Here is a 25,870-nt window from a genome sequence, read left to right on the forward strand (position 1 = left end):
TGGCCCGCCACGAAGGGCAAGGGGGCGACTTATGCCGGAACTATCCACAGGCACTGTGCGGGCGGGGCAATCGCTGTTGCAAGGCGTTTCGCCCCGTAGCATGGTGCCGCATCATGGCTGAACTCGCTCTCTTTCCTGCCCCGGCGGCTGCCGGGGACGAACGCCAATTGCCGCGCAATATCGAGGCGGAGGCCGCGTTTCTGGGCGCGATCCTGATCGACAACCGAGTCGTCGAGGACCTTCCCGTCCATCTGACTCCCGATCATTTCTTCGAGCCGCTGCACGGCCGCATCTTCAGCCAAGCGATGGCGCTGATCGAGCGCAACAGCATCGCGACCCCGGTGACGCTCAAACCCTATTTCGAAGCCGACGAAGCGATGAAGGCGGTCGGCGGCGTCGGCTACCTCGCGCAACTGACCGGCAGCGGCGCGGGGCTGATCGGCGCCCGCGACTTTGCGCGGCAGATATTCGACCTTGCGCTGCTGCGCGAGCTGGTCGGCGTCGGACGCACGCTCGTCGACAGCGCGCTCGACACCAGCGAAAGCGTCGATCCGCAATCGCAGATCGAAGAGGCGGAAACCGCGCTCTATCGCGTCGCGGGCGGCGAGGCCGAGATGGGATCGGTCAAAAGCTTCAACGCCGCGAGCCTCGTCGCGCTGCAAGCGGCAGAGCGCGCCCTCAATTCGGGCGGCCATCTGTCGGGGATCACCACCGGGATCGCCAGCATGAATGCCAAGATCGGCGGCATGCACAATAGCGACCTGATGATCCTCGCCGGCCGTCCCGGCATGGGCAAGACCTCGCTCGCCACCAACATCGCCTACAACGCCGCCGAGCGTTTCCGCCGCGACGAGGAGGACGGCATCCCGCCCGAGAAGAATATGGGCGCGAAGGTCGCTTTCTTCAGCCTCGAAATGTCCGCCGACCAGCTCGCGACGCGCGTCCTCGCCGAGCAGTCGGGGGTGTCGGGCGAAGCGCTGCGCATGGGCAAGATCAGCAAGGACCAATTCCAGCAGCTCTCGCGCGCGGCGCAGGCCCTGCAAACGCTGCCGCTGTTCATCGACGATACGCCCGGCCTGACGATTGCTGGCCTCCGCACCCGCGCGCGGCGGCTGCAGCGCCGCCACGGTATCGGCTTCATCATCGTCGACTATCTCCAGCTCCTCCAAGGCTCGTCGAAGAGCGGCGACAATCGCGTCCAGGAAATTTCGGAGATTTCCCGCGGTCTCAAGACCTTGGCGAAAGAACTGAATGTGCCGGTGATGGCGCTGTCGCAGCTCAGCCGCCAGGTTGAAAGCCGCGAGGACAAGCGGCCGCAACTCTCCGACCTTCGCGAATCGGGCTCGATCGAACAGGACGCCGACATGGTGCTCTTCGTGTTCCGCGAGGATTATTACGTCGCCGCGCGCGAACCCAAGCGCCCGATCGAGGGCGACGACGTCAAGGTCCACGCCGCGCACGAGGAATGGGCGGCCGAGATGGAACGCGTCTTCGGCCTTGCCGAAGTCATCGTCGCCAAGTCACGCCACGGCTCGACCGGCAAGATCCGCATGCACTTCGAAGCGAAGACGACCAAGTTCAGCGATCTCGCCGACGACAGCATGGCGTATGAGGATTATGAGTAAGGACCACTAAACTACCGTCATCCCAGCGAAAGCTGGGATCGCTGGCGGGACAAATGAACGATAGCGGCCCCAGCTTTCGCTGGGGCGACGGTCAAGGAATATGGGCGGCCAGATCATCCCAATCGGGATTATTTGCTTCGATCAGCTCGATTTTCCATTGCCGTTTCCAAGCTTTCATTGCTTTTTCGCGCGAGATTGCCTCGTCGATTGTTGGATATTCCTCCGCGAGGACGAGCATCGTTAGCCCATATTTCCGGCAGAAGGCTGAACCCTGTCCTGTCTTGTGCTGAAAGACGCGCGCCGCAATGTCCGCCGTGACTCCGATGTAGAGCACGCCACCGCGCTTGTTGGTCATGATGTAGACCCAGCCGCCTCGCTTCATGCTCGACGCCTATCGCGAAAGCGCCAGCGATCCCAGCCCTTCTTGCTCGTCATCCCAGCGAAAGCTGGGATCGCTGGCGGTACGGCAGGGCCAAGGCGGCCCCAGCTTTCGCTGGGGCGACGGACATATTAGAAAGCCGGATCGTTCGCCGGATCGTCGTCGATCGGGGTCACGGCTTCGTGGATGCCGCATTCGGTCTTGTCCCAGCCGCGCCAGCGGCCCGAGCGCGGGTCTTCGCCCGGCTTGACCTTTGACGTGCAGGGCGAGCAGCCGATCGACGGATAGCCTTCGGCTTCCAGCGGATGGCGCGGCAGATCGTGCTCGGCGAAATAGGCGTCGAGCATCTCGCGCGTCCAGTTGGCGAGCGGATTGAATTTCAGGCGGCCGCTATTGCCGTCGAGTTCGAAGCGGGCGAGGCCCTGCCGCGTCGCCGACTGGAAACCCTTCCGCCCGGTGATCGAGGTATCGAAGTCGGCGAGCGCCTTTTCGAGCGGCTTGACCTTGCGGATCTCGCAGCAGCCGTCGGGATCGTAGGACCAGCGCAGTTCGGTCGCGTCCTTTTTCGCCAGTTCTTCCGGATCGGGGGTCAGGTTGACGATGTTGAGCCCGAGCTTTGCCGCCAGTTCGTCGCGATAGGCGAGCGTTTCGGGGAAATGCTTGCCGGTGTCGAGGAACAGCACCGGCATATCGGGTGCGACGCGCGTCACGAGATGGAGCAGCACCGCGCTTTCGGCGCCGAAGCTCGATACGATGCCGGTATCGCCGAGCAGGCCGGCCCCGATGACGCTGGCGACCGCTTCTGCGGCATCCTGGCCGCGGAACAGGTTGTTGAGGCGGATGACGTCGGCCTGCGTGAAACGCGGCGCCACGTCGATCCGGTCGCGGGAGCGGGGCTCGGCCTTCACGTCAACCATGCCTCAGCTTCCAGATCGGCACCGCGCCGTCGGCGGCGCCCTGATAATGTTCGGGCCAGCGGGTCAGCGCCGCCTCGACATCGGCAGGATTGAGCGCCTTTTCGGGCGCGAAGCTGTCGAAACCGCAGCGCTTCATATAAGCGATCTGGTCGACGAGGACGTCGCCCTGCGCGCGCAGTTCGCCGTTATAGCCCGCCTCGCGCAGGATGCGCGCCGACGAATAGCCGCGGCCGTCGCGGAATTTCGGGAAAGCGACTTCGATCAGCGCCAGCCGGTCGAGGTGCGGGATCAGCGCGCGCGCATCCTCGTCAGGCTCCAGCCGCACCGCCGTCGCGTTCGACTGCTGCAGGAAGGCGTCGAGCGTGACGCAGGGCTCTTCGCCGTCGCTATGCAGATGCTCAACCATAGATCGCCTCCTTGAAGGGGGCCATGCCGACACGGCGGAAGGTGTCGACGAAGCGTTCGCCGTCGGTGCGTTCGGCAAGATATTTGTCGGTGACGCGTTCGATCGCGTCGACGATGCCGTCCTCGTTGAAACCCGGGCCGGTGATCGTGCCCAGCGAGACATCCTCCGCGCCGGATCCGCCGAGCAGCAGCTGGTAGTTTTCCGTGCCCTTGCGGTCGACCCCCAGGATGCCGATGTGGCCGGCGTGATGGTGTCCGCAGGCGTTGATGCAGCCCGAAATCTTGAGCTTCAGTTCGCCCAGTTCCTTCTGGCGGCCAAGGTCCGAGAAGCGCTCGGCGATCTTCTGCGCGACCGGGATCGAGCGCGCATTGGCGAGGCTGCAATAATCGAGCCCGGGGCAGGCGATGATATCGCTGATCAGGTCGAGGTTCGGCGTCGCGAGCCCCGCCGCGTCGAGCTTCTGCCAGATGGCGTAAAGATCGGCCTTGCGGACATGCGGCAGCACGATGTTCTGGGCGTGGGTGACGCGCAGTTCGTCATGGCTGTATTTTTCGGCAAGGTCGGCCATCAGGTCGATCTGCGCCGAGCTGGCGTCGCCGGGGATACCGCCGACGGGCTTCAGGCTGATGTTGACGATCGCATGGCCCGCCACCTTGTGCGCGGCGACATTCTGGTCAACCCAGACCGCGAAGTCGGGGTCGCTGCGGTCGATGGCGTCTGGCGCCGAAGCGTCGAGCGCGGGCGGCGCGAACTGCTTCGCGATACGGTCGAACTCGGCTTTCGGCGGGTCGATTCCGAGCGACTTCACATGCGCGAACTCTTCCTCGACCTGGCGGCGATATTCGTCGGCGCCAAGCTCGTGGATCAGGATCTTGATCCGCGCCTTGTAGATATTGTCGCGGCGGCCGTAGCGATTGTAGACGCGCAGGCACGCCTCGGCATAGCTCAGCATATCCTCGAGCGGCACGAAATCATTGATCAGCGGCGCGATCATCGGGGTGCGGCCCATGCCGCCGCCGACATAGAAGGCGGCGCCGTGGACACCGTCACGCTCGACGATCTGGATGCCGATGTCGTGGAGGCGCATCGCGGCGCGATCTTCGTCGGCGGCGATCACCGCGATCTTGAACTTGCGCGGCAGATAGCTGAATTCGGGGTGGAAGCTCGACCATTGGCGCAGCAGTTCGGCCCACGGACGCGGATCGGTGATCTCGTCGGCGGCGGCGCCCGCCCACTGGTCCGAGCTGATGTTGCGGATGCAATTGCCGCTGGTCTGGATCGCGTGCATTTCGACCGACGCGAGGTCTTCGAGGATCGCGGGCGCGTCCTCCAGCTTGATCCAGTTATACTGGATATTCTGACGCGTGGTGAAATGGCCGTAATCGCGGTCGTATTTGCGCGCGATATGCGCGAGCATGCGCATCTGGCGGCTGTCGAGCGTCCCGTAAGGCACCGCGACGCGCAGCATATAGGCATGGAGCTGGAGATAGAGACCGTTCATCAGGCGCAGCGGCTTGAACTGATCCTCGGTGATTTCGCCGGCGAGGCGGCGGCGCACTTGGTCGCTGAACTCGGCGACACGCGCGGCGACCATCGCATGGTCATATTCGTCATATTTATACATGTCAGATCACCCAGTCGCCGGCCGCAGGATCGGCGGGTTTCAATGTCAGGTCGGGGCGCACCGTCGGGCCGAGGGCACGGATGCGGTCCTTGATATGCGCGGGGCGCGGCCCCTCGGGCGTTTGCTCGCCGTCGATGATATAGGGGGCGTTGACGCGGCGGGCGCCTTCCTCGGCGGCCAAAACCGCTTCGCCTTGTTCGCCGACGTCGGCGGCGTCCTCGATGTGCAGCGACCAGTCGGCGCCGGTCCACCAGGTGACAAATCCTGTTTTCAGGTCGTTGCCCGTGAGCAGTTTCATGTGAAGTCCCTTATTTTTGCGGCGACGCCCGGCGCGCCGAGGCAGTCGAGCGCATCGGCGCGCGCCGCGACCTTGCCCACGATGATCAGCGCTGGACTGCCGATATTTTCGCGCGCTACGAGGTCGCCGAGATCGGTGAGCAATGTGCGCAAGACGCGGGCGTCGGCGGTCGTGCCGCGTTCGATCACCGCGACCGGTAGGTCGGGCGAAACGCCGTCGGCGATCAGCTTGTCGGCGATGGCGTTGGCGGTCGCAAGACCCATGTAGATGACGAGCGTACGGCCATGGCCCGCGAGCCCCGACCAGTCCTGATCGGTCAGGTCCTTGCACTGACCCGCAACAAAGCTCACCGCGCTGGCGTCTTCGCGGTGGGTGAGGGGAAGCCCCGCCTGCGCGGCACAGCCCGCCGCCGCGGTGATGCCAGGGACGACCTCCACCGCGACGCCGGACTTGCGCGCTGCATCGAGTTCCTCGCCGCCGCGACCGAAAATGAAGGGGTCGCCGCCTTTCAGGCGCACGACCTGCCTGCCCGCCAGCGTCTCGCGCACGAGCAATTCGTTGATCAATTCCTGTTTCATCGTATGGCGGCTGCGCTGCTTGGCGACGCTGATCCGCTCGACATGGTCCGGGATCAACGCCAGCACGCCATCGCCGACAAGCCCGTCGTGCACGACGAGGTCGGCGCTGGCCAGCAACCGCGCCGCGCGCAGCGTCAGCAGGTCGGGATCACCCGGCCCGGCACCGACGAGCCACAGCTTGCCCGCAGAAATCGGAGTCTTTTCCATGCAGCATAGATGATCTTGCGCCCCCGGATTCGCAATGCAGGCTTTGTTGCGGACGGTGAAGGTAAAATTGCCCCGCCTGTCCTTTCTCGTCATCCCGGCGAAGGCCGGGATCCCGCCGGTGCGGTATGGCGATAAGGAGAGATCCCGGCCTTCGCCGGGATGACGAGGTCGGTTAAAGAAAGCCCTTGCGGATCAATTTCGGCTTTCCATCGTCGGTTTCGCGAAGGCCGACGCCGATCGACGCGCGCATCGCGTCGCTTTCCGAGCTGGCGACCGGATAGGCGCAATAATCGGCAGCGTAAAAGGCGCTCGGCCGGTGATTGCCCGACAGGCCGATGCCGCCGAACGGGGCGGCCGACGAGGCGCCGTTGGTCGGCCGGTTCCAGTTGATCACCCCGGCGCGCGCATTGGCCCAGAACTGATCGTAAAGCTTGGGCGAGCCGCCGATCAGCGCCGCCGACAGGCCGAAGCTGGTGTTGTTCGCCTCGGCGATCGCGGCTTCGAAGCTTTCGACGCGGATGACCTGCAACAGCGGGCCGAACAGTTCGATATCGGGCCGCTCGGGCATCGCGGTGACGTCGATGATGCCGGGGGTCAGGAACGGCCGGCCGGGCACCGGGCGCGTCATGTGGCGGATGACCTGACCGCCGTTCGACATCAGGATCAGGAAGCTTTCGGTCAGCCCGTCGGCGGCGTCATTGTCGATCACCGGACCCATATAGGGCGCCGGATCGGCGTGCGGATGGTCGACGATCAGCCGGTTCGCAAGGTCGCGCACCTGCTCGATCAGCCCGTCGGCGAGCGCTTCCTTGACGATCAGCCGCCGCGCATTGGTACAGCGCTGTCCGGCGCTGAGGAACGCCGACTGGACGACGAGGATCGCGGCGGTCCGGATGTCGGCGGTATCCCAGACGACGATCGGGTTGTTGCCGCCCATTTCGAGCGCGAGAATCTTGTCGGGACGGTTCGCAAACTGGCGGTTGAGCGCGAGGCCGGTGCGCGCCGAACCGGTGAAGAGCAGGCCGTCGATGTCGGGATGGCCCGCCAGCGCCTTGCCCGTATCGGGGCCGCCGACGACAAGGCGGAGCACCTCCTTGGGGACACCGGCGCTGTGGAACAGATCGACCAGCATCGCGCCGACCGCCGGGGTTTTTTCCGACGGTTTGAAGATCACCGAATTGCCGGCGAGCAACGCGGGGACGATGTGGCCGTTCGGCAGATGCGCGGGGAAGTTATAGGGGCCGAGCACCGCCAGCGCGCCGTGCGGCTTGTGGCGCACGGCGTTGCGTAACCCCATCGCCCCCTCGATGCGGCGGTTCGGCGTCCGTTCGGCATAGGCGGTGACCGAAATATCGACCTTGTTCGCGACGGATTCGACCTCGGTGCGCGCCTCCCACAACGGCTTGCCGGTTTCGCGCGCGATCAGGTCGGCCAGCTTTTCGCCTTCGGCTTTCACCCGATCGGCGAAACGGCGGAGCGTTTCGCTCCGGAAGGTCAGGGGCTTTGCGGCCCATTCGGGCCATGCTGCCCTGGCGATGGCAACCTCTTGATCGACATTGCTGACGGGCGCGCGCCACAATTCTTCGCCGGAGGCGGGCTCGTACGAAAGCAACTCTTCGCTCATGCCGGATGCCTTATCGGCGAAAGGCGGCGGCGGCAACCGACGGATGGCTTGCACGCGGGCGCGGGGTTGGCGATAGACGCGGGCGGAGCAGCGAACGCAGGCAGGCAAAAAAGGGGACGCGTCATTTCGGTCAAACAGGACAGCCGCCGCGACTGGTCGGACCATTATTGGTGGTCGGGCGACGGGGTGCGGCTGCATGCGCGAATCTATGCCGCGCCGCCGGGACGCGAAAATGCGCCGCCGGTCCTGTGCCTGCCGGGGCTCGCGCGCAATGCCCGCGATTTCGAGGCGGTTGCGCCGCATGTGGCCCAGCAGCGCAGGGTGATCGTCGTCGAGTTTCGCGGCCGCGGCGAGAGTGCCTATGCCAAGGATCCGATGACCTATGTACCGCTGACCTATGTTCAGGATGTTGTCGCGCTGCTCGACGAGCTGGAAATCGAACGTGTTGCGACGATCGGCACCTCGCTCGGCGGGCTCGTCTCGATGTTGATGGCGGCAAGTCTGCCCGGGCGCCTTGTAGGGGCGGTGCTCAACGATGTCGGGCCAGAGCTCGAAACGGCCGGGCTGGAACGCATTCGCGACTATATCGGCGTGGGCGGCAGCCAGCCGACATGGATGCATGCCGCGCGCGCCGTCGCCGAACTCAATGGCGCGGTCTATCCCGGTTATGAAATTCACGACTGGTTGCGCCTGACCAAGCGCACCCACCGCCTGACCCCCGAAGGCCGCATCGTTACCGATTATGACAAGCAGATCGCGGCGCCGCTGCGCGTCCCGAACAGCGACGGCGGGGTTGATCTGTGGCCGGCGTATCAGGCGCTGGGCGATGTGCCGGTGCTGGTCCTGCGCGGCGAGCATTCGGATATTCTGGCCAAGCCCGCGGCCGAAAAGATGGCGGCCAGGTTGCCCCGCGCTCGCGTTGTCGAGGTGCCTGGCGTTGGCCATGCCCCGACGATGGACGAGCCCGAGGCGCGTGGGGCGATCGATGCGTGGGTCGCGGAATTGCCGGGCGCGTGACGTCCCCCGTTCCCCCGGCGCGGCTACTGCATCTCCATTCGAGCTTCTCGCTGGGCGGCAAGGAGGCGCGCGCCGTGCGGCTGATGAACCTGATGGGGCCGCGCGCCAGCCACGTCATCCTGTCGGCGGTTCCCGACGCGCTCGGCGCGCAGGGCGCGATCGATCCGGGCATCGACGCCCGCTTTCCCGCCGATGCGCCGCCGCTGCACGGCAAGCCGGGACCGGCACGCTACCGCGATCTTGCGCGGTACATGCAGCAGTTCGATCTCGTCCTCAGCTATAATTGGGGGTCGATGGACGGGGTGATGGCGCATCGGATTTTCGCGCCCTTTCGCGCGCTGCCGCCGCTGATCCATCACGAGGACGGGTTCAACGAGGACGAGAGCGTCCGGCGTAACTGGAAACGCAATGCGTTCCGGCGGCTCGCACTGCCGACCGCCGAGGCGCTGGTCGTGCCGTCGACGGTGCTCGAACGCATCGCCGCAGATGAATGGGGGGCAGGACGCCGTACCCGGCTGATCCGCAACGGGATCGACGTTGCCGCCTACGCTCGCGGTCCCGATCTCCCGATCGCTGGCTTGGATCGCCGCGACGGCGAAGTGGTGATCGGCACCGTCGCCGGACTGCGCAAGGTCAAGGATCTGCCGCGCCTCGTGCGGGCGGTGGCGACCTTGCCGCAGAATGTGCGGCTGGTGATCGTCGGCGAGGGGCCCGAGCGCGATGCGATTGCCGCCGAAGCGGCGGCGTCCGGCATCGCGGATCGTCTCGTGATGCCGGGTTTCATGCGCGAGCCGGCGCGCTGGATCGGCCATTTCGACCTGCTCGCTTTGTCGTCGCGCAGCGAACAGGCGCCGATCGCGGTGATCGAGGCGATAGCGGCGGGCCTGCCCGTCGTCAGCCCCGACGTCGGCGATGTCGCAGCGATGGTGAGCGAAGAAAACCGGCGCTTCGTTGCTGGCGACGAAGATGGTTTTCGAGAGGGCTTGGCGGAACTGGTGCGCGACGCGACGCTGCGGGCGCGGGTCGGTACCGCGAACCGGCGCGTGGCGACCGAATGCTTCGACGAATCAACCATGGTCGCCGCCTATGAAAATCTCTATGGTCAGGCACTTGCAGGACGCCGCCTGTTCACCGGGAAGTGAAGCGGCGCGCCATTGACTTTCATCGCCGGTTTCCGCTTACGGAAGCCGCATCGGGGCCCCGCCGGTACCAGCAAGCGGGCGGAGAGAAAGAGGTTTAACGTGTTCAAAGGTTTGAAGCCCATCATGTACGGCGGCCGCGAAGTCTGGCCGTTGGTCGAGGGCGGCAAGGGCGTGTCGGCAACCAACCATATGTCGAGCGGCGCGTGGGCGGCGGCGGGCGGTATCGGTACCGTCTCGGCGGTCAACGCCGACAGTTATGACGCCGAGGGCAAGATCATTCCGCAAATCTATCGCGCGCTGACCCGCCGCGAGCGCCACGAGGAATTGATCCAATATGCGATCGACGGCGCGGTCGAGCAGGTCAAGCGCGCCTATGACATCGCGAGCGGCAAGGGCGCGATCAACATCAACGTCCTGTGGGAAATGGGCGGCGCGCAGCAGGTGCTCGAAGGCGTGCTCGAAAAGACGAAGGGCTTGGTCACCGGCGTCACCTGCGGCGCGGGCATGCCGTACAAGCTCAGCGAGATCGCGGCGCGGCACAACGTCAATTACCTGCCGATCATCTCGTCGGGCCGCGCCTTCCGCGCGCTTTGGAAGCGCGCCTATCATAAGGTGTCCGAGCTGATGGGCGCGGTGGTCTATGAAGACCCTTGGCTGGCCGGCGGCCACAACGGCCTCTCGAACGCCGAGGACCCGCTGGTTCCGGAGGATCCCTATCCGCGCGTCAAGGCGCTGCGCGACGTAATGCGTGCCGAGGGCATTGCGGACGATGTGCCGATCGTGATGGCGGGCGGCGTCTGGTATCTGCGCGACTGGGAGCATTGGATTGGCAATCCCGAACTCGGCCAGATCGCGTTCCAATACGGCACCCGCCCGCTGCTGACCGAGGAAAGCCCGATCCCGCAGCAGTGGAAGGACCGCCTGCGGACGCTCGACGACGGCGATGTGCTGCTCCATCGTTTCTCACCGACGGGTTTCTATTCGAGCGCGGTGCGCAATCCGTTCCTTCGCGATCTCGAAGCGCGTTCGGAGCGCCAGATCCCCTATTCGAAGCAGCAAGCGGGCGATCATATCGTCCAGCTCGACGTCGGGGTGAAGGGCAAGAATTTCTGGGTAACCCCGCATGACCGGGCAAGGGCGCGCGACTGGTTCGCCGAAGGCTATACCGAGGCGCTGAAGACCCCGGACAACACCGTGGTGTTCGTGACGGAGAACGACAAGGGCGTCATCCGCAAGGATCAGGCCGACTGCATGGGATGCCTGTCGCATTGCGGCTTTTCGGCATGGAAGGACCATGACGATTATTCGACCGGCTACCTCGCCGATCCGCGCAGCTTCTGCATCCAGAAAACGCTGCAGGACATCGCGCACGGCGGCGACACCGAACAGAATCTGATGTTCGCGGGCCACGCCGCGTTCAATTTCAAGACCGATCCCTTTTATTCGAACAACTTCACCCCGACGGTGAAGCAGCTCGTCGACCGGATTTTGACGGGGGATTAAAGCACTCCGTCATTGCGAGCGTAGCGAAGCAATCCAGAGCGGCCATGCGCGAACGTCTGCCAGCAGTCTATATGGTCGCAAACAAGCGCAACGGTACGATCTACACCGGTGTTACCTCCAATCTGGTGCAGCGCGTATGGCAGCATCGCGAGGGGCTGGGCGGTTTCTCGAAGCGCCATGATTGTAACACGCTGGTGTGGTTCGAGATTCATGGAACCATGGAAACGGCGATTGCGCGCGAAAAGCAGATCAAAGCGGGCAGCCGAGCGAAGAAGCTTGCGCTGATCGAGGCGGAGAATCCGCTGTGGCGGGATTTGTGGCCCGATATTCTCAACGGAAGCGAGTAACACTCTGGATTGCTTCGCTTCGCTCGCAATGACGAAGAATTATCAGGCTTCGTCATTGCGAGGAGCGTAGCGACGAAGCAATCCAGAGTGACCTTGCGCCGCGCCGTGAGGCTCTAAACCCACCCCTCCAGCACCTGATCGGGTGGGCGGTGGCCGTCGCACCAGGCGCGGATGTTGGCGATGACCTTTTCGCCCGATGCCTCGCGACCCTCGATCGTCGCCGAGCCGAGGTGCGGGAGCAGCACGACATTGTCGAGCGCGAGCAGCGCGGGGTCGACCGCCGGTTCGTGCGTATAGACGTCGAGCCCGGCGCCGGCGATGCGGCCGGCCTGGAGCGCCGCGACCAGCGCCTTTTCGTCGACGATCTCGCCGCGCGCGGTGTTGATGAGGTAAGCGGTCGGCTTCATCGCCGCGATCCGCTTCGCGCTCACCAGTTCGTGGGTTTCGCTGGTGTGCGGGCAGTGGATGGTCAGGATGTCGCTGATCCGCAGCAGCGTGTCGATGCTCGCGTGATAGCTCGCGCCCAGTTCTTCCTCGATCGCCTCGGGCAGGCGTTTGCGGTTGTGATAATGGATCGACAGACCGAAAGCGCGGGCGCGGCGCGCCACCGCCAGGCCGATGCGCCCCATGCCGACGATGCCGAGCAGCTTGCCGCCGACGCGGTGGCCTAGCATCGTGCTCGGCGCCCAGCCCTCCCATTTGCCCGAGCGCATCAGCTTTTCGCCCTCGGCAAGGCGGCGCGGGACCGACAGGATCAGCGCCATCGTCATGTCGGCGGTATCTTCGGTGAACACGCCGGGGGTGTTCGACACCATGATGCCCTTGGCGCGCGCCGCGGCGAGGTCGATATGGTCGACTCCGGCGCCGAAATTGGCGATGAGCTTCAGCCGGTCGCCCGCCGCCGCGATAATCTCCGCATCGATCTTGTCGGTCACCGTCGGCACGAAGACATCGCAATTGGCGACAGCGGCCTTCAGTTGCTCGATCGAAAAGGCCTCGTCATGCGCGGACAGCGCGACGTCGAACAATTCGGCCATGCGCCCTTCGACATGGGGCATCAACTGGCGGGTGACGATGACGCGCGGGCGTTTCGGGCGGGATGAATCGGTCATGGGCGCCGATAGAGCGCGCCGACGCGCGGGGGTCAAGGGGCAGGAAACGGGCCGATGTTGTGGAGATCGTTCGTTGCAGTGCAGCGACCGGTTGAAAAGACCCGCCGATTTTGACAAGGCTGACGCATGACCAGCCGCCGCTTAGCCGTAATTCTGCTGTCGCTTGCCGTCGTGGGACCGGCGAGCGCGCAATCCGACCCGCAGCTTCCCTATTGGGCATCGATCAGCGTCGACGAGGCGCGGATGCGCAAGGGGCCGTCGCCCGACGTGCCGGTCATCTGGGAATATCGGCGCAAGGATTTGCCGGTAAAGGTCGTCGCGCGCTTCGAAAACTGGCGGAAGATCGAAGACCCCGACGGCACGCAGGGCTGGATGGCGGCGCGGCTGCTCAGCCGGACGCGCACCGCGATCGTCATCGAAGAAATCCGTCCGCTGCGCGAGGCGGCAAGCCTGTCGTCGGCGATCGCCTATCGCGCCGAACCCGGCGTCGTCGGCAAGATCACCGATTGCGCGAACGGCTGGTGCCTGTTCGACGTCAGGGGCCGGCGCGGCTGGATCCAGACCGACCATATCTGGGGCGACTGACGCCCCGGATATGGGCAGATGACTATTTCGCCTTGGGGGTGACTGTTACGACAGTCCCGTCGTCGGCGGTCGCGATGAAGCTGCCGTCGGCCCCGGGCTTCGAGACCGCCCAGCACATGCCCATTTCGTCGCCTTCGGGATCGAAGCAGTCCTTGCCGTCGCGGGTCGCATATTGGCCCTTCGCCTGCTTGCCCTTGGCGTCTGTGTCGACATAGGTGCCGTCGGCGTTGATCGTCGTGGTCGCCATCGTGCCATCGGCCATTTTCACGTCGTACGTCCCCGGCGGCGTTCCCGAGTCGGCGGCAGGTGCAGGCGCGGCCTCGGCGGCCGGCTCGGCGGCAACTTCCTTTGTCTCTTCAGCCTTTTGCGAACAGGCCGACAGCGCCGCGCATGCGGCAAGCAGAATCAGCTTTTTCATGTCCTTCTCTCCCCCTCTGTGGAGCACGAAGGCTATGCCTTTCGTGAGGGAGCGGCAACGACAATCGCCATAACGAAAAGGGCCGATGGTTGCCCATCGACCCTCGTCGGGATTCCAGCGATAGTATCGCTCAGCGCCAGCGGAAATGGTTGCGATAGACCCGGATCACCTTGCCGCTGCGAACATTGACTAGCAGCAGGTCGTTGTAATGACGCACATAGGTCAGGTTGCGGTTCGCGCGCGGCACGCCCCAGCGGCTGTCCCAGGCGGGACGATAGGCCGGCGCATAATAGCTCGACCGCAACGTCGACCCGACGCGGAACGACTGGTAGCGGAACGGAGCGCGATAATTCTGGTATCGCGCGTCGCGGCGCCAGTCGCGCTGGCTCTCGCGCAAATCCTTGCGTGCGTCGCGCACATCGTGGCGGGCATCGCGAACGTCGCCGCGGTCGCCGTAACGCTGAGCGTGGCGGAGATCGCGCTTTTCTTCGCGCAATTCCTTGCGGTCGTTGCGGATTTCACGGGTCTGGGCCTGCGCCATCGCCGGGACCATCATCGCGGCGATCAGGCCGGCGGTGAGAAATTTGCTCTTCATGGTGCCATTCCTTTCAGTCGGTCAGGGGGGAGGGATCTGCCCGATGACAAGGATGGAATAGGCGCGCCCGTTTGAACCGAACCGGAATGCCGCGTTTATTTTCAGGTCATTAGTGTCGCAAAATGTCGCGAACCCCGGCCGGCCGTACGACAGGCCGGGGCATGCCGACGATCAGACGATTTCGATCGCCACCGCGGTCGCTTCGCCGCCGCCGATGCAGAGGCTGGCGATGCCGCGCTTCTTGCCGTGACGCTGCAGCGCCGCGATCAGCGTGGTGATGATGCGCGTGCCGCTGGCGCCGATCGGGTGGCCGAGCGCGGTCGCGCCGCCATGGACGTTGATCTTGTCGTGCGGGATGCCGAGGTCGTGCATCGCGAACATCGCGACGCAGGCAAAGGCTTCGTTGACCTCGAAGAGTTCGACGTCGCCGATCGTCCAGCCGGCCTTGGCGAGCACCTTGTTGATCGCGCCGACGGGCGCGATGGTGAAATCCTTGGGTTCCTGCGCGTGCGCGGCGTGCGCGACGAGCCGCGCCACCGGCTTCGCGCCCTTGGCTTCGGCAACCGACTGGCGCGCCAGCACCACGGCGGCGGCGCCGTCGGAGATCGACGAGCTGGTCGCCGCGGTAATCGTACCGTCCTTGGCAAAGGCGGGCTTCAGCGTCGGGATCTTGTCGGGCATGCCCTTGCCGGGCGCTTCGTCGGTGTCGACGACGACATCGCCCTTGCGGCCCGAAATAGTGACGGGTGCGATTTCATTGGCGAAGGCGCCATCGGCAATCGCGGCCTTGGCGCGATTGAGCGACTCGATCGAATAATCGTCCTGCGCCTGACGGCTGAGCTGATAGGCGTCGGCGGTGTCCTGCGCGAAAGTGCCCATCGCGCGCCCGGCTTCATAGGCATCCTCGAGCCCGTCGAGGAACATATGGTCATAGGCGGTGTCGTGGCCGATGCGGGCGCCCGAACGGTGCTTCTTGAGCAGGTAGGGCGCATTGGTCATCGATTCCATGCCGCCCGCGACGACGACGTCGACGCTGCCTGCGGCGAGCGCTTCGGCGCCCATGATGACGGTCTGCATGCCCGAACCGCAGACCTTGTTCACGGTCGTCGCCTGCACCGACTTGGGCAGGCCGGCCTTGATCGCGGCCTGCCGCGCCGGTGCCTGGCCAAGACCGGCAGGAAGCACGCAGCCCATATAGATGCGCTCGATGTCGTCGCCCGACACGCCCGCGCGCTCGACCGCCGCCTTGACCGCGGTCGCACCGAGATCGGTCGCGCTCGCGTCCGACAGGCTGCCCTGCATGCTGCCCATCGGAGTGCGGGCATAGGAGAGGAAGACGACGGGATCGGTGGCGGTCATGGGACAAGACTCCGTAAGGGAAAGATACGTCGGCGCGTCGCTTAGCGGAAATGCTGCACGTGCGAAAGGGGCGGGAAGGAGATGGGGAGCCGGTTTCATCTTGCAACCCGCCGCGCAGCGTGATCAAACGCAGCGAACAGATATGGGGAGACGGGTCATGGCCACCGCAATCAAGCAGGATATCGCCGGCGAGACCGCGCGAATGCACGAAGTGCTCGCGGCGCAGAAAGCCAGCTTCACCGCGGCGATGCCCGAAAGCCTCGCGGTCAGGCGCGACCGTATCGACCGCGCGATCGCGCTGCTCGTCGACAATGCCGAGGATTTCGCCAAGGCGGTGAGCGAGGATTTCGGCCATCGCAGCCGCGAACAGACGCTGATGACCGATATCATGCCGTCGGTCAGCGCGCTCAAGCATGCCAAAAAGCATATGGCGGCCTGGTCGAAAGGCGAGAAGCGGAGGCCGACCTTTCCGCTCGGCCTGCTCGGCGCGAAGGCCGAGGTCGTCTATCAGCCCAAGGGCGTCGTTGGCGTCGTGGCGCCGTGGAATTTCCCCGTCGGCATGGTCTTCGTGCCGATGGCGGGCATCCTTGCCGCCGGTAACCGCGCGATGGTCAAGCCGAGCGAGTTCACCGAAAATGTCTCGGCGCTGATGGCGCGGCTGGTCCCCGATTATTTCGACGAGAGCGAAATGGCGGTGTTCACCGGCGATGCCGACGTCGGCATCGCTTTCTCGAAGCTCGCCTTCGACCATATGATCTTCACCGGCGCGACCAGCGTCGGGCGCCATATCATGCGCGCCGCGGCCGATAACCTCGTTCCCGTGACGCTCGAGCTGGGCGGCAAGTCGCCGACCTTCATCGGGCGCAGCGCGAACAAGGACCTCGTCGGCCAGCGCGTCGCACTCGGCAAGATGATGAACGCCGGCCAGATCTGCCTCGCGCCCGACTATCTGCTTGTCGCCGAGGATCAGGAAGGCGCGGTGATCGACAGCGTGACGAAAGGCGCCGCGGCGCTCTATCCGACCCTGCTCGCCAACGACGATTACACGTCGGTCGTCAACACGCGCAATTACGACCGCCTGCAATCCTATCTGACCGACGCGCGCGACAAGGGCGCCGAGGTGATCGAGGTCAATCCCGGCGGGGAGGATTTCGCGAGCTCGAACGGCCACAAGATGCCGCTCCATATCGTGCGCAATCCGACCGACGACATGAAGGTGATGCAGGAGGAAATCTTCGGTCCGATCCTGCCGGTGAAGACGTACAAGACGATCGACGATGCGATCGACTATGTGAACGCCAACGACCGCCCGCTCGGCCTTTATTATTTCGGGCAGGACAAGAGCGAAGAGGACCGCGTGCTGACGCGGACGATCTCGGGCGGGGTGACGGTCAACGACGTGCTGTTCCACAATGCGATGGAGGATCTGCCCTTCGGCGGCGTCGGGCCGTCGGGCATGGGCAATTATCACGGGGTCGACGGTTTCCGCACCTTCAGCCACGCGCGCGCCGTCTATCGCCAGCCGAAACTCGACGTCGCCGGGCTTGCGGGCTTCAAGCCGCCTTATGGCAAGGCGACGGCGAAGACGCTGGCGAAAGAACTGAAGAAGTAGCTCAGTCCTTCCCGGCGATCTTGATGTCCTTACCGAGTAGCGTCTTCACATAGACACGCTGGACGAGGACATAGACGACGACGGTCAGCGGCGCGGCGAGCAATACGCCGAGGAAGCCGAACAATATGCCCGCGGCGACGACCGCGAACAGTAGCACCGCGGGCGGCACGTCGACCGCCTGTTTCTGGATCATCGGTTGCAGGAAATTGCCCTGCAATTGCTGGATCGCGAGGAACAGGATCAGCGTCCACAGCGCGGTCGCGGGCGAGACGGTGAAGGCGAGCAGCACGGCGGGGATGCCGGCAATGATCGGGCCGATCATCGGAATCACGTCGAGCAGCCCGGCGATCAGGCCGAGCCCGCCCGCCGCGGGGACGCCGAGCGCGGCCAGCCCCGCCCAGGTGAGCGCCGCGACCACGAGCGAGGAGACCGCCTGACCGACCATCCAGCCCTTGAGACCGCGGCCGGCATCGTCGAGTGCGAGCGCGGCGGTTTCCTCGGCCTTTGCCGGCATCATCAGCAACAGCCCGCGCCGATATGTCGCAGGGTCGCTGGCGAGGAAGATCGCGGCGACGAGAACAAGGACGAAATCGGCGATGCCGCTGCCCGCAGCGAGCGCATAGCCGCCTGCCTCCGACAATAGGCGCGAAATATCGTCGCTGCCGACTGCGGCGAGTTCGCGCACCCGCTGGCCGAGTCCGTAGCGGTCGAGAAAGGCTTCGAGGCCTGCCAGCGCCTGCGGAATCCGGCGCTGGATGGTGTCGATCTCGTTCGCGAGCTGCGAACCGAACAGCATGAAGGCGCCCGCGAAGATCGCGATGATCCCCGCGACCGACAGGGCGAGCGCGATGCCGCGTTCGATCCGCGTCCGGCGGCACAGCCAGCTCGCGATCGCATCGAACACCGCGCCGAGCACGATGGCGGCAAAGACCAGCATGAAAAAGCGGGTCAGCGTGACCGTGAGCCACGCCACCGCAACAATCGCAATAACGATCACCGCCGCTCCGGCGATCCGGCCGGGCCCGAAGGCAGGCGCAGGTTCGGCCTTCGCACGCGATCGGGCGGCGGCGGGAGCGGGGGCGGAAGCCTTGGTCTTTTCGGTCATATGCCCGTCTTATGCACGAAGCCGCTTATCCACTAGACTAAAACCACCTTTATGTGGCAACGGCTCCCCGCATCGGCGTCGGCGGGAATCATATTCAGCCTTCGACCGTCCACGGGCCCCTGTGGTGAAATTGGTAGACGCGCTCGACTCAAAATTGCGTTTAGCCTAAAAAAGTAAGCCAAAAACCGCGGAAAAACAATAGTTTGAGCAAGGACGAGGCCTCCAAAAAGACTTACACATGTCTTACACATTTTGGAGTTCTCGCAATGCCAAAAGAAAGCCATCTGCTGATGGATGGGGCGCTGCACGTCTATCGGCGTGAGAACAGCCGCTACTGGCAATGCTCGACCTATCTTGGCAGCCGGAACCACCGGCAGACGACTAAGGAGGTCAGCCTTGCTGCCGCCAAGGATTTCGCGCGTGACTGGTATATGGAGCGTTGCGTCGAGGATCGGCACCGCCGACGCGGTGGTGGCGCCTTGCTGGACGGCACCGTCCAGCCACCGATCGCCAGAACCGGCGCGCCGACCGATGGTCGGCGTCGGCGAACGCCAACTGGCCCCAGTTTCAAGGACGCCGCAGATGCTTTCACCAGCGAGTTCGAGATAATCACGCTGGGCGAACGCAACGCGGCATATGTGGCATCTAAGTCAGATCACATTCGCGTTCACCTGTTACCCTTCTTTGGCGACACCGCGCTTGAGGACATAACGGCGGGCAAAGTGCAGGAGTATCGGGCGCACCGTCAGACATCGCGGGTCGATCCCAAAACTGGCAAGCCGAAGAAGCCTGCCCGCGCGACCTTGCACGGTGAGATCGTCACGCTTCGTCAGGTGTTGAAGACCGCCAATCGCAAAGGCTGGATTGCGGCAATCCCGGATATGTCCGCGCCCTACAAGACGTCCGGCAAGGTGGAGCATCGCGCGTGGTTTTCGCCCGCGGAATATAAGATGCTTTATGAGGCCACACGCGAGCGGGCGAAGAACCCGCCCAAGCCGCGCTGGCGTGAAGTCTGCGAGACCTTCCACGATTATGTTCTGTTCATGGGCAACACCGGGCTTCGGCCCGACGAGTCCGCGCGGCTTGAGCTGCGGGACGTCAAGATTGTGAAAGACGAATCGACGGGCGAACGCATCCTGGAGATCGAGGTGCGCGGCAAGCGCGGAGTCGGTTTTTGCAAGTCGATGCCCGGCGCGATCCTGCCCTTCGAGCGCGTGCGCAAACGCAAGCAGCTCAAACCGACCGATCGGATATTCGGGAAGTCGCCGCGCGAGTTGATGAACACGGTCCTCGACGAGCTGAATCTGAAGTTCGACCGCGATGGCCACATCCGCACCTGCTACAGCTTGCGGCATACCTATATCTGCCTGCGATTGCTCGAAGGGGCGGACATTTATCAGGTCGCCAAGAACTGCCGCACCAGTGTCGAGATGATCGAGAAATTTTACGGGCGGCATTTGAAGAACAACATCGATGCTTCCGCCGTCAATGTTCGCAAGGCTAAACCACCGAAAATCGCCGCCGGAAAGAAGGTCGCGATGCCAACAACATAAGCCAACTTGCTGATGTTTGCCGTTGCGTGTTCCGGCGGCGGCGCTATAGGCGTCTCGCAACGCGGGCGTGGTGGAATTGGTAGACGCGCGGGATTCAAAATCCCGTTCCGCAAGGAGTGTGGGTTCGATTCCCACCGCCCGCACCATCTTCTTTAGTATGATCCAATACCTCGCCGCACGGTGGGGTGGATCATGCCAAAGCGAGCCATAGTGGACCAAACGGGCTACGGCTCGCTTCCGCGAAATGACAGAAAACCGTCTGTCATGGTGGCTGTAGGTATCCCGGACGGGATTTGGCCATCGCCGCAAACAACGAAAATAGCCTTTAGCGGCAATTTTGCCCTGCTTTGCAGTCGCCAAGTGTGTAGGAAGAGCGATCAGGCCGAGCGTGCTTGCCTTCAAGCACCCTGGCCAACAAAAGCAGGGGTGTATTTGTTAACATGCTGAGAATGTCATTTTTCACTCTGCTGCTTTGCTGCTCTATACTCTAAGGGCAGATTCCGCATGTTGACTGACTATCATTCTAAGTATCTCGCTAGCGATCTAGTCAGGCGTAGGTCGTCAGATAGCAGCGACAAGCTTGCCGTTGCCGTCGCTGGCGCGCAGGTCGACATGAACCCCCATCAAATTGATGCGGCGCTTTTTGCTTTCGCCTCACCGTTGTCAAAAGGAGCATTGCTCGCCGATGAAGTCGGCCTAGGAAAGACTATCGAGGCGGGCTTGGTCATCTCTCAGCGTTGGGCCGAGGGCAATCGACGGGTTTTGATAATCGCCCCCTCCAATCTGCGTAAGCAATGGTATCAGGAATTGAACGAAAAGTTCTTCATTCCCTGCACAATACTTGAATCAAAATCCTACAATGCAGCCACAAAGGCGGGGGATTTCAGACCCTTTGACGTTAGCGGCAGCGTGGTGATCTGCTCATACCAATTTGCCCGCAACAAAGCCGCCGACGTGCATTCCACGCCTTGGGATCTGGTCGTAATCGACGAAGCCCATCGGCTGCGGAATGTCTATAAGCCGTCGAACGTGATCGCCAACACATTGAAAATTGCTCTTGCCGAGCGCCATAAGCTGTTGCTGACGGCAACGCCTCTGCAGAACTCGCTTCTTGAGTTGTTCGGATTGGTCAGCTTCATTGATGAGCATACGTTTGGCGACTTGAAGAGCTTTCGTGAGCAATTCGCTAATCTGTCGCAGGAACGCACCTTTGAGATTCTGCGCGAACGCCTGAAACCGGTTTGCCACCGAACCCTTCGTCGGCAGGTTACGGCCTATGTTCCCTACACCAAGCGCCATGCGATTTTGGAAGAGTTTAGCCCGGACGAGGCGGAAGATCGACTCTACAATCTCGTGACGGAGTATTTGCAGCGCGAGAATCTCCAGGCGCTGCCTGCTAGCCAACGATCCTTGATGACGCTCGTTCTCCGCAAGCTGCTTGCTTCATCCACTTTCGCGATTGCTGGAGCGTTGGAGTCGATTTCCAACCGGCTACAGAAGCGGCTCGATCAGGCCCGTCCGTCACAGTCACTCGCCGATGAACTCGACGAGGACTATGAAACCCTCGCCGAGACGGCCGAGGAATGGGCCGACGACGATGTCAAGCCGTTGACCCAGGCGGATCAGCGCGCCCTCGAAATCGAAATTGCCGAGCTGCGCGATTTTGCTGCTCTTGCGGCTTCGATCGAGCAAAACGCGAAGGGAAAGGCGCTCTTGAAGGCGCTTGAGGTTGGTTTTGCCAAGGCGTGCGAATTGGGCGCCGATGAAAAGGCGATCATTTTCACCGAATCGCGCCGGACCCAATCCTATTTGTTGCGGGTGCTAGCCGACAGCGCATTTGCCGACCGCATAGTTCTGTTCAACGGCACCAACACGGATGACGAGTCCAAGGCGATTTACCGTGAATGGCTGTCCCGCCACGAGGGTTCGGACCGCGTCACGGGGTCGAGAACCGCCGATATGCGCTCCGCCCTGGTTGATTATTTCCGCGAGCAGGGCCGGATCATGATCGCCACCGAGGCCGGTGCCGAAGGCATCAATCTCCAGTTCTGTTCGATGGTCGTGAACTATGACCTACCTTGGAATCCGCAGCGTATCGAGCAGCGCATCGGGCGCTGCCATCGATACGGCCAGAAGCACGATGTCGTCGTCGTCAATTTCCTCAATCGAAAAAATGAAGCCGACCAGCGCGTCTATCAATTGCTTTCCGAGAAATTCGAGCTGTTCGAGGGCGTGTTCGGCGCGAGCGATGAAGTGCTAGGGGCTATCGAATCGGGCGTCGATTTCGAGAAGCGGATTGCCGGTATCTACCAGCAGTGCCGCCAGACCAACGAGATCAAGTCTGCTTTCGACGAACTCCAGCTCGAACTCACCCTTGAGATCAATGAGGCGATGACCCACGCGCGGCGAAAGCTGCTGGAAAATTTCGATGACGAGGTGCGCGAGAAGCTCAAGATCCGCAATGCCGACACGAATTTACACCTCAGCCAGTTTGAGCGGCAGTTGATGAAATTGGCGGAGCACGAGCTGGACGGTGATGCTGACTTCATCGACTCATCATCGTTCCGGCTCAATGCCGTTCCGCATTGGCTTTCGGGCGAGGGCGTTCCCATCGGCCTATATGAATTACCGCGCCGCACCGGCGACGCGCATCTGTTCCGCGTCAATCATCCGCTCGGTCAGGCCATCGTTGCTCGCGCGCAAGCGCGCGACCTGCCCGTCGCTGAGATCGCTTTCGATTATTCAGGGCATGAAGGTCGCATTTCCCAAATCGAACTTCTGAAAGGTCAATCGGGCTGGCTCGCGGCGTCGATGCTGTCGGTCGAGGCGTTGGGACAGAGCGAGGATCATCTGTTGCTCGCCGGAAAGACCGACGACGGCGCAACACTTAGCGCCGAGGCGACTTCCCGGATGATGACAATCGCCGGCGGCGTCACCGGATCGGCAACCCAGCCCGATGCAGTTGCAGCCGCACTTGGGCAATCGCTGGCCGAACAGCAGGCGCACATCCGGCGCGACATATCCGAGCGCAATGCCCGATTCTTCGAGATTGAGGCGAACAAGCTCGACGGATGGGCGGACGATTTGAAAGTCGGCCTGGAGCGCGAGCTGAAAGAGCTCGACCGCCAGATCAAGGAAGCTCGTCGTGCCGCGACCCTCGCACAGACGCTTGAGGACAAGTTGGCGGGTCAGAAAGCAGTCAAGGCGCTCGAAACCGAACGCTCGAACAAGCGCCGCTCGCTGTTCGACGCGCAGGACAAGATCGACGAGCAGCGGGCGGCGCTGATCGCCCAGATCGAAGGCAAATTGGAACAGAGCGCCGAGACCAGGCCACTTTTTACGATCCGATGGAGGGTGCAGTGAGCGACGAAGTATCCCCATCGGCCAAGCTGGCCGCAGCGGCAGTGGACCGGCTGATCGCCTCCGGGTTGATGCGCGCTGACAAGCGCGATGCGCTGATCGTCAAAATTGCCGCTGGCACGATGTCCGGCGCCGATTGGAAACTGGAAGTCGACCTCGCAACTTCGAAGGGGGCCAGCCAGTGACTACGCCACCGACGCTGAAATCGCTCACTCTCACCGCCTTTCGCGGTTCAGCAGGCACGTTTGCGCTCAACTTCGAGAAGGGCAAGAAATTCACGCTGATCTACGGCGAGAACGGCACTGGCAAGACGACCATTTGTGATGCCTTCGAGTTCCTTGCCAAAGACAATATCGGCTCATTGGACGGCCGCGGTCTTGGCGCGGGCGTCAGAAAGTTCTGGCGGACCGTTGGAAAGCCAACGACCGACGTTGCCGTGGAGCTTGCTTCCAGCGACGGTCAATGCACCGGTAAATTGGCCGGAAACATGGTGACCGTTCTCACCGGCTCGGCTCCGCGCGTAGAATTGCTCCGGCAGCGACAGATCTTGGAGCTAATCGAGACGCAACCCGCGAAGCGTTACGAAGCGATCAAACGCTTCATCGACATCGAAGCATTCGAGCGATCCGAAGAAGCCTTGCGGCAGCAGGGTAAAACTCTTGGCGGAGAACTCGCATCGGCGCAGCAATCCGAGGCGCAGAGCCTTGAAGAACTGCAAAGCTCCTATGAAGCTGCTGGCAGCCCCGCCGGTCTCAATCCCGTCGAGTGGGCCAAGCAAAAATTGGCAGAGCCGACCACGGGGCTGGATGCTGATATTTCCGCTATCGGCAAGTTGCGCACCGCTTTTGACGCCCTGAAACTCTTTCCCGGCACCTTCGACGTCAAACGAGCGGCTTTGGCGGATGCAGAGACGGCAGCCTCCGATGCCGATCAGGCGCAAATGAACGCGCTTGCGACGGTGGATGCGGATGCCGCCAAGCGCGAGGGCGTGCTGACAGCCGGTAAGGCCTATTTGCACGCCCACGCGGAGACGGACTCCTGCCCGCTCTGCAACAGCAAGGAGAACATCGCTGGTTTGGCCACAGCGGTTGAGAACACGCTCGCCCAACTTGGCGCGCTGACTGACGCCAATGCGAAGAAGCGAAAGGCGCAGTCGGCTCTTAATACAGCCAAGAGCGGATTGCAGCAGGTCAAGACCGACTATGCCAAAGCGGTTGCAGCGCTCGCCGATGCTCAGGCCGCTCACCAGTGGAAGCCGCAGGTGCAGCTTCCGGCGACTACCGCGCCGGACGATCCTGCTATCCTTGCGGCGTGGCTCGTTACAAATGAGCCAGTTGCCGAAACCTGGGCCAATGCCGAGGCGGGTTGGCGCGGCGAGAGCAAATTCCGCACGCAACTGAAATCCGCCGCCGAACGCTACGATACGAACGCCGCGCGCGTGACCGAACTTTCGAGTTTGATTCCCAGCTTGGAGGCCGCGCTGACTCAGTGCGTCGAGGAGCGCCAGAAATTCACCGATGGCATCATCAGCGACATCGCCAAGGAGGTCGGCAAGCTCTACGAGAAGGTCCATCCCAACGAGGGGCTGGACAAGATCGCACTGGAACTTGACCCCGCTCGCCGGGCATCGCTGAATCTCGGCGCCACTTTCGAGGGTCAGGACGCGCCGCCACAGGCCTATTTCAGCCAATCGCATTTGGACACACTTGGCCTATGTGTGTTCCTCGCGCTCGCGGCGCGCGACCGCGCAGCGGAAACCGTCCTGATCCTTGATGACGTGCTGGGCAGCGTGGATGAGCCGCATGTCGAGCGGGTCATCGGCATGATTTACGAGGTGAGCGGTAGCTTCCGCCACACCATCGTCACCACGCATTACCGCCCTTGGCGCGAGAAATACCGTTGGGGTTGGCTGAAACCGGGCCAGCCCTGCCAATTCGTCGAACTGACCGGCTGGGCGATCGACGACGGGATGCGCATCATAAGCTCTTTGCCAGAAGTCGAGTTGCTGAGGTCACGGCTAGCTGAATCGCCCGTGGACATCCAATCGGTGTGCAGTAAGGCGGGCGTGATCCTTGAGGCGGCGCTCGACTACCTCACCCAAAAATACGAATGCCCGGTGCCGCGCCGCCAGGGCGCGGCCTATACACTGGGTGATCTCCTTCCGGCCATCGGCAGCAAGCTGCGCGATGCCCTGAAAGTCGAATTGCGCGACGGCATAACTGACGCTGGCGCTCCCGCATCCAGCACTGTGACGCTCAAGCCTACCCTGGATGAGCTGACGCGGATCGCGCAGGTGCGCAATGCGTTCGGCGCACATTTTAAGGCCATCTCGTTCGAGCTGCTGGACACCGACGCCATCGGTTTCGCCAAGGAAGTCCTGGTGTTGGTCGATACCCTGGTGTGCCCCGATCACGGCTGGCCGAGCAACGCCAATTCCGGCAGCTATTGGCGCAACAGCGGCGATACGCGACGCCTGCACCCACTGAAACGGCCGAGTTAAAGCA

23 protein-coding genes and 1 tRNA gene are annotated in these 25,870 nt (G+C 63.2%); 12 read left to right on the forward strand and 12 right to left on the reverse strand.

Features of this window, described 5'->3' with window-relative positions; translation table 11 throughout:
* Positions 1-113 precede the first annotated feature (113 nt).
* Positions 114-1,625, forward strand: coding sequence for a replicative DNA helicase (locus AN936_RS06790; RefSeq protein WP_054587471.1), 1,512 nt, complete (start codon positions 114-116; stop codon positions 1,623-1,625).
* Between the two features lie 91 nt (positions 1,626-1,716).
* On the opposite strand, the gene AN936_RS06795 is transcribed toward AN936_RS06790, so the two are convergent.
* The 7 genes from AN936_RS06795 to astD all read right to left on the reverse strand — a co-directional run bounded on the left by AN936_RS06795 (position 1,717) and on the right by astD (position 7,658).
* Complete coding sequence (locus AN936_RS06795) at positions 1,717-2,007, reverse strand: GIY-YIG nuclease family protein (RefSeq protein WP_054587472.1); 291 nt, start codon at positions 2,005-2,007, stop codon at positions 1,717-1,719.
* A gap of 128 nt (positions 2,008-2,135) precedes the next feature.
* The gene (locus AN936_RS06800) at positions 2,136-2,921 is read right to left on the reverse strand and encodes a phosphoadenylyl-sulfate reductase (RefSeq protein WP_054587473.1); all 786 of its coding nucleotides are present in this window, start codon (positions 2,919-2,921) and stop codon (positions 2,136-2,138) included.
* Positions 2,914-3,327: a DUF934 domain-containing protein gene (locus AN936_RS06805; RefSeq protein ID WP_054587474.1), complete on the reverse strand. Its 414-nt coding sequence runs from the start codon at positions 3,325-3,327 to the stop codon at positions 2,914-2,916. Before AN936_RS06805 ends, AN936_RS06800 begins: the two co-directional genes overlap by 8 nt.
* Positions 3,320-4,951 carry a nitrite/sulfite reductase gene (locus tag AN936_RS06810; protein WP_054587475.1) on the reverse strand — a complete coding sequence of 544 codons (1,632 nt, stop codon included), beginning with the start codon at positions 4,949-4,951 and terminating at the stop codon, positions 3,320-3,322. Before AN936_RS06810 ends, AN936_RS06805 begins: the two co-directional genes overlap by 8 nt.
* A gap of 1 nt (position 4,952) precedes the next feature.
* On the reverse strand, positions 4,953-5,249 hold the full coding sequence (locus AN936_RS06815; RefSeq protein ID WP_054587476.1) for a DUF2849 domain-containing protein: 297 nt from the start codon (positions 5,247-5,249) through the stop codon (positions 4,953-4,955).
* Entirely contained in the window at positions 5,246-6,034 is a 789-nt protein-coding gene (cobA, locus tag AN936_RS06820; RefSeq protein WP_054587477.1) for a uroporphyrinogen-III C-methyltransferase, read from the reverse strand. The genes AN936_RS06815 and cobA overlap by 4 nt, the downstream gene beginning before the upstream one ends.
* A gap of 172 nt (positions 6,035-6,206) precedes the next feature.
* Positions 6,207-7,658 (reverse strand): succinylglutamate-semialdehyde dehydrogenase, encoded by a 1,452-nt coding sequence (gene astD / locus AN936_RS06825; RefSeq protein WP_054587478.1) that lies wholly within the window; start codon positions 7,656-7,658, stop codon positions 6,207-6,209.
* 123 nt (positions 7,659-7,781) lie between these two features.
* Between astD and AN936_RS06830 the strand changes: the two genes are divergently transcribed.
* The 4 genes from AN936_RS06830 to AN936_RS06845 all read left to right on the forward strand — a co-directional run bounded on the left by AN936_RS06830 (position 7,782) and on the right by AN936_RS06845 (position 11,667).
* Positions 7,782-8,675, forward strand: a complete 894-nt coding sequence (locus tag AN936_RS06830) for an alpha/beta fold hydrolase (protein WP_054590146.1) — start codon at positions 7,782-7,784, stop codon at positions 8,673-8,675.
* On the forward strand, positions 8,672-9,817 hold the full coding sequence (locus AN936_RS06835) for a glycosyltransferase (protein ID WP_234715764.1): 1,146 nt from the start codon (positions 8,672-8,674) through the stop codon (positions 9,815-9,817). The genes AN936_RS06830 and AN936_RS06835 overlap by 4 nt, the downstream gene beginning before the upstream one ends.
* Positions 9,818-9,916: 99 nt before the next feature.
* Positions 9,917-11,320 (forward strand): NAD(P)H-dependent flavin oxidoreductase, encoded by a 1,404-nt coding sequence (locus tag AN936_RS06840; RefSeq protein ID WP_054587479.1) that lies wholly within the window; start codon positions 9,917-9,919, stop codon positions 11,318-11,320.
* A gap of 44 nt (positions 11,321-11,364) precedes the next feature.
* Positions 11,365-11,667, forward strand: coding sequence for a GIY-YIG nuclease family protein (locus tag AN936_RS06845; RefSeq protein WP_054587480.1), 303 nt, complete (start codon positions 11,365-11,367; stop codon positions 11,665-11,667).
* Positions 11,668-11,780: 113 nt separating this feature from the next.
* On the opposite strand, the gene AN936_RS06850 is transcribed toward AN936_RS06845, so the two are convergent.
* Complete coding sequence (locus tag AN936_RS06850) at positions 11,781-12,779, reverse strand: 2-hydroxyacid dehydrogenase (protein WP_054587481.1); 999 nt, start codon at positions 12,777-12,779, stop codon at positions 11,781-11,783.
* A gap of 126 nt (positions 12,780-12,905) precedes the next feature.
* Here AN936_RS06850 and AN936_RS06855 point away from each other — a divergent pair, with 126 nt between their 5' ends.
* A complete protein-coding gene (locus tag AN936_RS06855) occupies positions 12,906-13,364 on the forward strand; it encodes an SH3 domain-containing protein (RefSeq protein ID WP_054587482.1) in 459 nt (152 codons plus the stop codon).
* A 22-nt stretch (positions 13,365-13,386) separates the two neighbouring features.
* Here the strand turns inward: AN936_RS06855 and AN936_RS06860 are convergent, their stop codons facing one another.
* From AN936_RS06860 to AN936_RS06870, 3 genes are all read right to left on the reverse strand, one after another.
* Positions 13,387-13,782, reverse strand: coding sequence for a hypothetical protein (locus tag AN936_RS06860; RefSeq protein ID WP_054587483.1), 396 nt, complete (start codon positions 13,780-13,782; stop codon positions 13,387-13,389).
* Between the two features lie 130 nt (positions 13,783-13,912).
* Entirely contained in the window at positions 13,913-14,377 is a 465-nt protein-coding gene (locus tag AN936_RS06865; RefSeq protein WP_054587484.1) for a hypothetical protein, read from the reverse strand.
* Positions 14,378-14,548: 171 nt separating this feature from the next.
* Positions 14,549-15,736 (reverse strand): thiolase family protein, encoded by a 1,188-nt coding sequence (locus tag AN936_RS06870; RefSeq protein ID WP_054587485.1) that lies wholly within the window; start codon positions 15,734-15,736, stop codon positions 14,549-14,551.
* A 157-nt stretch (positions 15,737-15,893) separates the two neighbouring features.
* Between AN936_RS06870 and AN936_RS06875 the strand changes: the two genes are divergently transcribed.
* Positions 15,894-17,348, forward strand: a complete 1,455-nt coding sequence (locus tag AN936_RS06875) for a coniferyl aldehyde dehydrogenase (RefSeq protein ID WP_054587486.1) — start codon at positions 15,894-15,896, stop codon at positions 17,346-17,348.
* A gap of 1 nt (position 17,349) precedes the next feature.
* On the opposite strand, the gene AN936_RS06880 is transcribed toward AN936_RS06875, so the two are convergent.
* Entirely contained in the window at positions 17,350-18,453 is a 1,104-nt protein-coding gene (locus AN936_RS06880) for an AI-2E family transporter (protein ID WP_054587487.1), read from the reverse strand.
* Positions 18,454-18,719: 266 nt separating this feature from the next.
* Here AN936_RS06880 and AN936_RS06885 point away from each other — a divergent pair, with 266 nt between their 5' ends.
* From AN936_RS06885 to AN936_RS06900, 5 genes are all read left to right on the forward strand, one after another.
* Positions 18,720-20,006 carry a site-specific integrase gene (locus AN936_RS06885; RefSeq protein ID WP_054587488.1) on the forward strand — a complete coding sequence of 429 codons (1,287 nt, stop codon included), beginning with the start codon at positions 18,720-18,722 and terminating at the stop codon, positions 20,004-20,006.
* A 61-nt stretch (positions 20,007-20,067) separates the two neighbouring features.
* Positions 20,068-20,152, forward strand: a tRNA-Leu gene (locus tag AN936_RS06890).
* Between the two features lie 358 nt (positions 20,153-20,510).
* On the forward strand, positions 20,511-23,369 hold the full coding sequence (locus AN936_RS06895) for an SNF2-related protein (RefSeq protein ID WP_054587489.1): 2,859 nt from the start codon (positions 20,511-20,513) through the stop codon (positions 23,367-23,369).
* Complete coding sequence (locus AN936_RS24635; RefSeq protein ID WP_149037613.1) at positions 23,366-23,551, forward strand: hypothetical protein; 186 nt, start codon at positions 23,366-23,368, stop codon at positions 23,549-23,551. The genes AN936_RS06895 and AN936_RS24635 overlap by 4 nt, the downstream gene beginning before the upstream one ends.
* Positions 23,548-25,866, forward strand: a complete 2,319-nt coding sequence (locus AN936_RS06900) for an ATP-binding protein (RefSeq protein WP_054587490.1) — start codon at positions 23,548-23,550, stop codon at positions 25,864-25,866. The genes AN936_RS24635 and AN936_RS06900 overlap by 4 nt, the downstream gene beginning before the upstream one ends.
* Positions 25,867-25,870: the final 4 nt, after the last annotated feature.

The sequence above is a fragment of the Sphingopyxis macrogoltabida genome (assembly GCF_001307295.1).
GTDB classification, from domain to species: domain Bacteria; phylum Pseudomonadota; class Alphaproteobacteria; order Sphingomonadales; family Sphingomonadaceae; genus Sphingopyxis; species Sphingopyxis macrogoltabida_B.